This is a genomic window from Pelomicrobium sp. G1 (genome assembly GCF_051905455.1).
Lineage (GTDB): Bacteria > Pseudomonadota > Gammaproteobacteria > Burkholderiales > UBA6910 > Pelomicrobium.
In genome coordinates this window covers 1-9778 of record NZ_JBQACR010000028.1, presented here as the reverse complement: position 1 = coordinate 9778, position 9778 = coordinate 1, and the positions used below count along the sequence as shown (strand labels likewise).

9 protein-coding genes and 1 pseudogene are annotated in these 9778 nt (G+C 68.1%); 6 read left to right on the top strand and 4 right to left on the bottom strand.

All coding sequences use genetic code 11. The features are described from left to right. Positions 1-242: 242 nt before the first annotated feature. Positions 243-542: a transposase gene (locus ACTFO6_RS17160; RefSeq protein WP_439935657.1), complete on the top strand. Its 300-nt coding sequence runs from the start codon at positions 243-245 to the stop codon at positions 540-542. 92 nt (positions 543-634) lie between these two features. Here ACTFO6_RS17160 and ACTFO6_RS17155 read toward each other — a convergent pair. Together ACTFO6_RS17155 and ACTFO6_RS17150 are read right to left on the bottom strand one after the other, a co-directional pair. After that, positions 635-778 (bottom strand): annotated as a pseudogene (locus ACTFO6_RS17155) (hypothetical protein); the annotation flags it as partial. 84 nt (positions 779-862) lie between these two features. Next, positions 863-1150, bottom strand: coding sequence for a site-specific integrase (locus ACTFO6_RS17150; RefSeq protein ID WP_439935656.1), 288 nt, complete (start codon positions 1148-1150; stop codon positions 863-865). A gap of 428 nt (positions 1151-1578) precedes the next feature. On the opposite strand from ACTFO6_RS17150, the gene ACTFO6_RS17145 reads away from it, so the two are divergent. Both ACTFO6_RS17145 and ACTFO6_RS17140 read left to right on the top strand, forming a co-directional pair. Beyond that, positions 1579-1986 carry an MbcA/ParS/Xre antitoxin family protein gene (locus tag ACTFO6_RS17145; RefSeq protein WP_439935655.1) on the top strand — a complete coding sequence of 136 codons (408 nt, stop codon included), beginning with the start codon at positions 1579-1581 and terminating at the stop codon, positions 1984-1986. A 1-nt stretch (position 1987) separates the two neighbouring features. Further along, positions 1988-2695: an RES family NAD+ phosphorylase gene (locus tag ACTFO6_RS17140; RefSeq protein ID WP_439935654.1), complete on the top strand. Its 708-nt coding sequence runs from the start codon at positions 1988-1990 to the stop codon at positions 2693-2695. On the opposite strand, the gene ptsP is transcribed toward ACTFO6_RS17140, so the two are convergent. Together ptsP and ACTFO6_RS17130 are read right to left on the bottom strand one after the other, a co-directional pair. Beyond that, positions 2681-4468, bottom strand: coding sequence for a phosphoenolpyruvate--protein phosphotransferase (ptsP, locus tag ACTFO6_RS17135; protein ID WP_439935653.1), 1788 nt, complete (start codon positions 4466-4468; stop codon positions 2681-2683). The two genes, ACTFO6_RS17140 and ptsP, sit on opposite strands and share 15 nt — an antisense overlap. A gap of 130 nt (positions 4469-4598) precedes the next feature. Beyond that, complete coding sequence (locus ACTFO6_RS17130) at positions 4599-5228, bottom strand: diguanylate cyclase (protein WP_439935652.1); 630 nt, start codon at positions 5226-5228, stop codon at positions 4599-4601. 157 nt (positions 5229-5385) lie between these two features. Here ACTFO6_RS17130 and ACTFO6_RS17125 point away from each other — a divergent pair, with 157 nt between their 5' ends. From ACTFO6_RS17125 to dacB, 3 genes are read left to right on the top strand one after another with little or no spacing between them, the layout of a single operon-like run. Further along, positions 5386-6759, top strand: coding sequence for an adenosylmethionine--8-amino-7-oxononanoate transaminase (locus tag ACTFO6_RS17125; RefSeq protein WP_439935651.1), 1374 nt, complete (start codon positions 5386-5388; stop codon positions 6757-6759). Continuing rightward, positions 6750-8159: an MBL fold metallo-hydrolase RNA specificity domain-containing protein gene (locus ACTFO6_RS17120; protein WP_439935650.1), complete on the top strand. Its 1410-nt coding sequence runs from the start codon at positions 6750-6752 to the stop codon at positions 8157-8159. The genes ACTFO6_RS17125 and ACTFO6_RS17120 overlap by 10 nt, the downstream gene beginning before the upstream one ends. Then, a complete protein-coding gene (gene dacB, locus ACTFO6_RS17115; RefSeq protein ID WP_439935649.1) occupies positions 8156-9646 on the top strand; it encodes a D-alanyl-D-alanine carboxypeptidase/D-alanyl-D-alanine endopeptidase in 1491 nt (496 codons plus the stop codon). The genes ACTFO6_RS17120 and dacB overlap by 4 nt, the downstream gene beginning before the upstream one ends. The last annotated feature ends 132 nt before the right edge of the window (positions 9647-9778 follow it).

Genomic DNA, 9778 nt, shown 5'->3' with positions numbered 1-9778 from the left:
CACCACCGTCTCGACCCACCCAACGCTCATTCCTGGGGCGAGCAAAAATTCGCCAGCGCAAGAGGGAGGGTTTTGACAGGAAGCGCGGCACCCGCACTGGTTACTACGAGTGCAAACTCGAGACCCGGGCGGGCGAAGTGAAACCCTAGGTGCCGAAGACCAGGCGGCTCGCCTTCGAGAGTGCCTTCATCGAGCGCTACCGCTCGAGGGAGGCCTCGGTCGAGGAGCCCTGATCGAGAAGTATCTCGCGGAGGTGTTGGTGCGTCGGGTCGAAGATATTACCGAGGCTTTATGGGGCACGGGGGTGTCTCCCGGCACGGTCTCGAATCTCAACAGAAGAGACAAAGGACATCGAGGCCTGGCGCAGCCGCCCGATCGAAGGCGAGTTCCCGTACCTCTTCCTCGATGGCATCGTCTTGAAACGCACCTGGGCCGGCGAGGTGCGCAATGTCTCGGTACTCACCGCTATCGGGGTCGGAGCCGACGGCTACCGCCGGGTGCTCGGTATTGTCGAGGGTGCCAGGGTACTGGAGAGTGGCTGAGCGAAGCGAAACGTACCGAACAGTGTAGCTCACTGGTGAGCTCAAGCGCACCGTCGCTACGCCTACAGGGCCCTTTCCCGAAACGCCCCGAGCTAACGCCCGGCATTTCCCCAGGAATCGCGAAGGGTGACGGTGCGGTTGAACACCGGCCGTCCGGGCGCGTGGTCGCGCAGGTCGGCGACGAAGTAGCCGTGTCGCTCGAACTGGAACCGCTCCTCGGGCTGGGCGGCGGCGAGCAACGCGGCGACCTCGTCTGCGGTCAGGACAACCGGAAGGTGCTCCGGCCGCTTCGCCCGCACCACGCCGTCCAGCCAGCCAGTTCAAGACCCGGCACCTCGCGATAGAGGAAAGAGCAGCGCCGACAGTGCCTGGTTCTGCGTGGGGGCCGACACTCTGCGCTGGACCGCCAGGTGATTGAGGAATGCCGTGACCTCTGCCCCGCCCAGCTCCGAGGGGTGCCGCTTGCCGTGGAAATATATGAAACGCTTACACCAGTGGATGTAGGCCTCCTCGGTCCGGCGGCTGAAATGGAGCCGCCGGATGGCACCACGCAAGCCTGGCGCGCCCAAGACTGGGGGGGGAACTGCCGCCGGCCGAGGTCGGTGCACACTTCGAAGTGCCGGTGTGCCTTGCCGACGGATCCATGGTCACACGGCAGTACTCGCTCGTGATAGATCCCGGGCGCCACGATATGTACGAGATTGCCGTGCTTTGCGAGAGCGGCGGCCGCGGCGGTTCGCGGACGATCCATGAGATCTGGCGGATCGGCACGCAGTTGCGTGTCGCGCCGCCGATCAACCATTTTCCACTTCACCCCGATTCGCGCCGCGCGTTAGTTTGTACGGGACGCTCGTTGCAGGCTTAGGCGGCATGCAAACCATATCAGCGCTCGCGCGGCTGACATTTTTTTTCATTTCACCCTTGCCTTTCAGACGGGCTGAGACCCTCCCCGGCCACCGACTGCTGCTCGATAGACTCCATTGGTATTAATTGATACAATTTTTGTATCATTAGAAACAAGACGAGGGAAGGGAAAATGAGCGCCCTTCTGGAACAGGCGCGGAAGACCGACCTGCGCAGCCGGGAAAGCCGGGTGCGGCTCGCCCGCCTGGTGGTGGCCCTATTCGACCGCTGGGGCCTCTCCACCGCCGACCAGGCGGCCTTGCTGGGGCTTTCCCCGGATTCCCGGGCCACGCTGGCCCGCTACCGGCGGGGAGAACCCCTCGCCGACCAGGCGGACCTGATCTCCCGGGCGGGGCATCTGCTGGGCATCCACAAAGCGCTGCGGATCCTCTTTCCCCACGACCGGGAGCTCGCCTACCGCTGGGTCACCGTGCCGAACCGCCGCTTCGACCACCGCACGCCGCTGGAGATCATGAAGCGATACGGCTACGAAGGCATCCTGGCGGTGCGCCGTTACCTGGACTTCGAACGCGGCAGGTAAGGTGTTCGGCGAGCTGATCGGCGCCGTGGTGGACTACCACGGCGACCTGGTGCGCAACATCGCGGGCATCCGGGTCGCCCAGGCGCTTTTCGACGACCTCTCCGGGGACGAGGCCGACCAGGCAGTGGCGGTGGCGGCCGAATCGGCCGGCCGGATACCCAGCGCCGCGCCCCTCATCACCCGCCCCTTCGATTACGGCGCGGTGATCACCTACCCGTTCGTGCCCCAGAACTGGCACGCCACCCGGTTTTCCGACGGATTGCGCTACGGGGTCTGGTACGGCTCCCTCGCTTTGGAGACCACGGTCTACGAGACGGTCTATCACTGGCACCGGTTCGTGACGGACAGCTTTCCCGCGGAGGATCGGCCGATCCGCGGCGAGCGGCGGGTGTTCGACGTGCGCTGCGACGCCATCCTGGTCGACCTGCGCGGCAAGGAACGACGCCATCCGCAGCTCGTGGACCGGAAGGATTACGGCTTCGGGCAAAGGCTCGGGCGTTACCTCAAAGACCAGGGCCAGAACGGGCTGCTGGTCCAATCGGCCCGCTGCGACGGGGTCAACGGGGCGGTCTTGCGGCCCGAGGTCCTCTCAAACCCGAGGCAGCGGTGCTACCTCACCTATCTCCTCAATCCCGTGGAAGACCGGGTAGTGGTGGAACGCACCCCCGGTAGGCGCTGGCTGGCGATCCAGCCCTCAACCCTCTACTGAGGAGATGGGACGCTCCGAAGCCGGCCGCTCCTGGCCCGCGGGGGACAAATTCGGCCTCTGGGACAACGCCTTCCGGTCGAGCCAGTCGAGGGCCTGGCGCACCGCTTCGGGGCTTTCGCACTCGATCGCCTCCTGGGCGAGACGCTCCAGCTCGGCGCAGGACGAGGCGCGCAGCACCTGGCGCACCCGCGGCGCCAGGGCGGGACTCATGCTCAGCTCCCGCGCCCCCAGACCCACCAGCAGCCGCGCCACCACCGGGTCCCCCGCCGCTTCCCCGCACACGCACAACGGGCGGCTCGCCGCCGCAGCCGCCTGCACCACCGCCCTCACCGCCCGCAGCACCGCCGGGTGCAGAATCGAGCAGTCCTCGAACATCTCCAGGGCGTTGCGGTCGGCGGCGAGAACGTACTGGGTGAGGTCGTTGGTGCCGACGCTCACGAAGTCCACGTGCCTCAAGATCTCCCCGATGGTGAATACCGCCGAAGGCGTCTCGATCAGCGCCCCGACCGGGGGCAACTTTTCCAGCCCCGCCTCGGCGGCGACCGACCGCAGCACCGCCAGCGCCCGCTGCAGGTCCCCAGCCCCCAGCACCATGGGAAACAGGATGCGCACGTCGTGGCGGGGAAAGTTTTCCAGGATGGCACGAAGCTGGGTGCGGAACAACTCCTCGGCCGCCAGGCAAAGGCGCAGGCCCCGCAGCCCCAGGCTCGGGTTGACGGGAAAGCGGGCGGCTAGGTACGAGGGATTCTTGTCCGCCCCCAGGTCCAAGGTGCGCAGCACCAAGGGGCGGCCGCCCAGCAGCTCCGCCGCCAGGCGGTAGGCGTCCCGCTGGCGCTCGAAGCCGGGCGGCTCGGGCTCCCCGAGGAACAGGTATTCGGTGCGGAACAAGCCGACCCCGTCCAGGTAATGCCGCGCCACTTCCGCGGCCTCATGGGGCCGGGCGATGTTGGCGTAGAGGCGGATGGGCACGCCATCCCGAGTGACGCACGCCTGGCGCTCTTCCGCCGCGGCCATGGAAGCTGCCCGTTCGTAGCGCTCCTTCAGGCCGGCGAAATGGGCCGCCTCCTCTTCCGAGGGGACGATCCAGACCATGCCGGCTTCCCCGTCCACCAGGAGGCGCGCGCCCTCCTCGATCTCCGCGGTGGCGTCCCGCACCCCGGTCACCGCCGGCACGCCCAGGGATCGGGCGAGGATTGCGGCATGGCCCGTCCAGCCTCCCCGCTCGGTCACGATGGCCGCCACGCGATCCCGGTTCAGCTCGATCAGGTCGGAGGGAAGGAGCTCCCGGGCGACGAGGACCGACTCGGGCGGAAGATCCGCCAGCCCAGGCCCGGCGTGGCGGGCGAGATGCCGCAGCACCCGGCGCCCCATGTCCCGCACGTCCTGCTCCCGCTCCCGCAGGTATTCGTCGTCTACTTTCGCCAGGGTCTGCGCGAGGTCGGAGATCACGGCCCGGCAGGCCTGCTCCACGTTCACCAGGTCGCGGGCCACCTGCTCCTTCACCCGCTCGACGAATTGCTTATCCCGGAGGAATGCCAGGTGGGCCGTGAAGATGTCCGCCACCTCGTGGCCCAGCTCGGCCATCACCCGCGCCTGCAGCTGCTCCAGCTCTTCCCGGGAGCGGTCCAGGGCCTGCTGCAGCCGCCGGTGCTCGGCGTCCACCTGGGCGGGCTGGATGCGGTATTGAGGCACGGAGAGCCGGGCGGCGCCCTGCACCACCGCCCGGCCCATGGCATAACCTGGAGAGAGGGGCTTGCCCCGGATGACCTTCATGGGACAGCCGATACGATAAACTTGCCCGGGTCGGGGCCTGCCGCCCCGACCCGATTTTCAGAAGAAGACGCAGCGCTTCAAAGAAACGACCCTACGGTGAGGTCGCCTTTCTCCTTTTTCAAGATCGTCCTCAGGCTAGGCTCAGGGGCTGGCCGAAGCGGTAGACGGTACGCTTGGCTCGCTCGCCGGACACCGGCAGAGGCTCCACCGGGCACGGCGGCTCCCGGGTGCCGTCGGGGTTGAGGGTGGCGTCTTCCGCCACTTCCTTCCAGATGCCCCCGTGCACCGGGCGGAACATCCACATGAGATAGCCGCGGCGGGCGGCGAGCCCCAGGAGCTCGTCCGCGTCGGGCGCCTCGCTCACCACCACTTCCATGCCGTGGAGGCCGTAGGGAAAGGCGCCGAAAGCCTGCAGGCATTCCAGCGCTTCCTGGGAATCGGCGCCGGGACGGGTGCAGGAGGGGCGCTCCGCCCGCGCCAGGTCCCACGCCCCCAACTCCCAGGCGGCTTCCAAGGCCGCCTCTTCCAGGTCCCGGAGCCGGGTCCAGCGGTCGTTGATCTGCAATGCCGAGCTGGGGATGGGGGTATAGCGCACCACCTCCGCCTCCTCCAGGGGAGCGAGCTTCTCCCGGATGAAGCCGTGCCAGTGCAACGTCAGAATGACGGGCGTGTCCGGGCAGGGCACGGCCGCCATGGTAATGGCGAACAAGGGGTGCGGCGACATGGCCATCTGCTCGGAAATGCGCTCCAGAATTTCCATGGCGTCTTCTCTCCTGCTAACCCACCACAGAATTTCTTAGCAAGTTTGATGCCCAAAGAGGACGGAAATTCCGCGGAGATGGAAAAGGGAACCGGCCAAAAGCCCGGGTCCTTGGCATACACTTCCCGCTACCGGTTTCGCCTTCCATCCCATCACCATGAAAATTAAACCTTCCCCTCCCGCATCCCGCAAGAGTCCGGCGCCCACCCTTGGCAGCGAAGCCGAGGGGCTGCTGCGAAGGAGCCTCGCCGCCGTGTGGCATCCCTGCACCCAGATGAAGCATCACGAGTGGCTGCCCCTGGTGCCGGTGGCCCGGGGCAAGGGGGTGTGGCTCTACGACTTCGACGGGCGGCGCTATCTGGACGCCATCAGCTCCTGGTGGGTGAACCTGTTCGGCCACAGCCACCCGAAGATCAATGCCGCCATCGCCGAACAGTTGGAGCGGCTCGAGCACGTGATCCTCGCCGGCTTTACCCACGCGCCGGCGGTGGAGCTGGCCGAGCGGCTGAGCGCCCTGGCGCCCGGACGGCTCGGCCACTGCTTTTTCGCCTCCGACGGCTCCTCCGCGGTGGAGATCGCCCTCAAGATGAGCTTCCACTACTGGAAAAATACGGGTCTGCCGGCGAAGAACGGTTTCGTCACCCTGGCCGGGAGCTACCACGGGGAGACCCTGGGAGCCCTCTCCGTGGGGGATGTGGCCCTCTACAAAGAGACCTACCAGCCCCTGCTGCGTCCCTGCGGCGTCGTGCCTTCCCCCGACAGCCGGCTCGCGGCGCCGGGGGAGAGCGGGGAAGCCTGGGCGCTGCGGGCAGCCGCTGCCCTGGAGCGGCACCTGGAGCGGCACCACGGGGACATCGCGGCCCTCATCGTCGAGCCGCTCGTGCAGTGCGCCGGGGGCATGGCCATGTACCATCCCGCGTACCTCGCCCGGGCGCGGGTCTTGTGCGACCGCTACCAGGTGCACCTGATCGCCGATGAGATCGCCGTCGGTTTCGGGCGCACCGGGACGCTTTTCGCCTGCGAGCAGGCCAACGTGACGCCCGACTTCCTGTGCCTCTCCAAGGGGCTCACCGGCGGCTATCTGCCCTTGTCGGTGGTCCTCACCCGGGAGGAGATCTACCAGGCCTTCTACGCCGACGAGGTGCGGGCCGGCTTCCTCCACTCCCATTCCTACAGCGGCAACCCCCTCGCCTGCCGGGCGGCGCTCGCCACCCTGGACCTCTTCGAGCAGGAGAATGTGCTCGCCGCCAACCGGGACAAGGCCCGGTTCATGAACGAGGCGGCGGCGCCCCTCGAGGCCCATCCCCGGGTGCGCAATTTCCGCAACACCGGGATGATCTGGGCCTTCGAGGTGGAAGGCGCTGGCCCCCAGTTCCCCCGGGAGGTCTTCCGCGAGGCCCTCGGTCGCGAGCTGCTGCTGCGGCCCCTGGGGGCCACGGTGTACTACATGCCGCCCTATGTGATCGAGCCGGAGGAGATGGCATTCCTGGTGGAGGGCACCCTGAAGACCCTGGACGCGGTATGCGGCTGAGCTTCCTGGGCGCCGCGGGGGAGGTGACCGGCTCCTGCTTCCTGGTGGACACCGGCGCGGTACGTTTCCTGGTGGACTGCGGGCTTTTCCAGGGGGGGCGGGACGCCGAGCGGAAAAACCGGAAGGCCCTGGCCTTTGGGCCGTCCACCGTCGATTTCGTCCTGCTCACCCATGCCCACATCGACCACTCGGGGCTGCTGCCGCGACTCGTGGCCCTGGGGTTCAAAGGCCCCGTGTACGCCACCGGGGCAACCGTTGACCTGCTGGCCGTGATGCTTCCGGACGCCGCCCATATCCAGGAAAAGGAAGCGGAACGCGCCACCTACGAGCGCCGCACCCGGCGCGGGAAGGGACCGGACGCCGCGCCCCTGTATACCGTGACCCAGGCCCGCGCGGCGCTGCGCTGCCTTCGCCCGGTGGAGTACGGGACGCCGGTGCAGCCCCACCCGTCGGTGCGTTGCCTCTACCGGGACGCCGGCCACATCCTGGGCTCGGCCAGCATCGAAATCACCCTGGACACCCCCCGCGGAAGCCGTCGAATCGTCTTCTCCGGCGACCTGGGGCAGCCCGGGCACCCCATCGTGCGGGATCCCACACCGGTCACCCAGGCCGACGTCCTGGTGGTGGAGTCCACCTACGGCAACCGCTGCCACAAGGGCATGGCGGAAACCCTGGAGGAGCTGACCCAGGCCATCGTGGACACTATCGCCCATCGTCAGGGCAACGTGATCGTGCCGGCCTTCGCCGTGGGCCGCACCCAGGACCTGCTGTTCCTGCTGGTGGATCTGCACCACCAGGGGCGGCTGCCGGCCCTCGACGTCTACGTGGACTCCCCCATGGCCCTGGCAGCCACCGAAGCGACCCTGCGCCACCGGGACCTGTTCGATCCCCAGGCCGCTGCCACCCTGGAGCGGCTGCGCAGCGCCAAGACGGACGGGGTGCGGATTCACTTCGTGCAGGAGGTGGAGGAGTCCATCGCGCTGAACCGGATCCACCACGGCGCTGTCATCATCTCGGCGAGCGGCATGTGCGAAGCGGGCCGCATCAAATATCATCTAAAACACAACCTGCCCCGGTCCGAATGCGCGATTCTCATCACCGGCTTCCAGGCCGCCGGGACCCTGGGACGCCGGCTGGTGGACGGGGCCAGGCGGGTGCGGATCTTCGGCGACGAGGTGGCGGTGAAGGCCCGGATCTATACCATCGGGGGCCTCTCGGCTCACGCCGATCAGGCCGGGCTATTGGCCTGGTTGGCCCATTTCCAGCGTCCTCCCGCGGCCACCTACATCGTCCACGGGGAGGCGACCGCCGCTGCGGCGCTCCAGGAAGCCATCGCCGCGCGCCTGGGCTGGAACGCCAGCATTCCGGGTCCTGGGTCCGTAGAGAGCCTGTTTTCATGATCAGCCTCCGCTCGTCGATGAACCGCAACCCGGCCGCTTTCCGCTTCATCGGCGCCCTCCTGGCCTGGGCGCTGGCAGCCCTCGGGCTTGGCGCGGGAACCGCGGCCTCATCCCCCTTGCCGCCCCCCGTCCGGCAAGCCCTCGCGGCCGCAGGAATTCCCCGGGAGAACGTGGCCTTGTTCGTCCAGCCGGTGGCCGGCCCCGGGCCTCTTCTCGCCTGGAACGCGGACACCCCCATGAACCCCGCCTCCACCATGAAGCTCGTCACCACCCTGGCCGCCCTGGAGCTGCTGGGGCCCGCCTACACCTGGAAGACCGAGGCGTACGCCGGCGGTCCGGTGGCGGAAGGGGTCCTGGACGGTCCCCTGGCGATCAAGGGTTACGGGGACCCCAAGCTCACCCTGGAGCGGCTGTGGCTCCTGCTGCGGGAGGTGCGAGCCCGGGGGGTTCGCGTGATCCGGGGCGAACTGGTGCTGGACCGCACCCATTTCGCCCTGCCTCCCGCGGACCCGGGCGCCTTCGACGGCGAGCCCTACCGCCCGTACAACGTGGAGCCCGACGCCCTGCTCCTCAACTTCAACGCCGTGCGGGTGAGCTTCGTGCCCGAGCCGGCGGACGGCCGGGTGCGGGTGTACGCCGAGCCCCATCCGGAAGGGCTGGAGATCGAAAACCGGCTGAAGCTCGGCCCCGGCCCGTGCCGGGACTGGGAGCCCCGCTTCCACGCCGCCATCGCCAGCGACTGGACCCGGGCCCGGATCGTGTTCGACGGGCGCTATCCGCAAGACTGCGGGGAAAGAGCGGAAAGCTTCTCCGTGCTGGCGCACCCGAGGTTGTTCGGTGACGTGTTCCGGCAGCTTTGGACCGAGCTGGGGGGGCGGCTGGAGGGCGAAGTGCGGGAGGGCCCGGTGCCCGAGGGCTCGCGCCTTCTCGCCGCCAGCGAATCCCCGCCCCTGGCGGAGATCGTGCGGGACATCAACAAGTTCAGCAACAACGTGATGGCGCGCCAGCTCTTCCTCACCCTGGGCGCCTACGGCTTCGGCCCGCCGGCCACCCCGGAGACCGCCGCCCGGGCGATCAAGGCCTGGCTCCTCCAGAACCGCCTGGAGTTCCCGGAGCTGGTGGTGGAAAACGGGGCGGGGCTCTCCCGCGTCGAGCGCGTGAGCGCCCGCCACCTGGGGGAACTCCTTCTGCGCGCCTGGAACTCGCCCGTCATGCCGGAGTTCGTGGCCTCCCTGCCGCTCGCCGGCGTGGACGGCACCCTCAAGAAGCACATGCGCGCCAATGCCTTCAGCGGCCAGGCCCATCTCAAGACGGGTTACCTGGAAGGGGTGCGCGCGATCGCGGGCTACGTGCGGGACAGCGCCGGGCAGCGCCACGTGGTGGTGTGCTTCATCAACCATCCCAACGCGGGCCGCACCCGGCCGGTCATGGAAGCGGTGGTCCACTGGGTGCACGAAGGCGGCCGCCGCTGTTGCGGGGAGCACTAAGAAGCTTTCGAAACGAGGGCTGTCCCTCCAAGGCAAATGGGGAGCAGCGAAACAAGGCCTACGCCGCCCAAACGGACCGGTCCGTGATACGTTAGCTTCTGCGCTCAGTCGAACGCTTCAAAGTCCAAACTC

Bases quoted from the DNA above. Each gene is read 5' to 3' on its own strand.
- ACTFO6_RS17145 (WP_439935655.1), top strand. From the start codon at position 1,579: ATGAGCGCCCTTCTGGAACAGGCGCGGAAGACCGACCTGCGCAGCCGG.
- ACTFO6_RS17130 (WP_439935652.1), bottom strand. From the start codon at position 5,228: ATGGAAATTCTGGAGCGCATTTCCGAGCAGATGGCCATGTCGCCGCAC.
- dacB (WP_439935649.1), top strand. From the start codon at position 8,156: ATGATCAGCCTCCGCTCGTCGATGAACCGCAACCCGGCCGCTTTCCGC.
- ptsP (WP_439935653.1), bottom strand. From the start codon at position 4,468: ATGAAGGTCATCCGGGGCAAGCCCCTCTCTCCAGGTTATGCCATGGGC.
- ACTFO6_RS17120 (WP_439935650.1), top strand. From the start codon at position 6,750: ATGCGGCTGAGCTTCCTGGGCGCCGCGGGGGAGGTGACCGGCTCCTGC.
- ACTFO6_RS17125 (WP_439935651.1), top strand. From the start codon at position 5,386: ATGAAAATTAAACCTTCCCCTCCCGCATCCCGCAAGAGTCCGGCGCCC.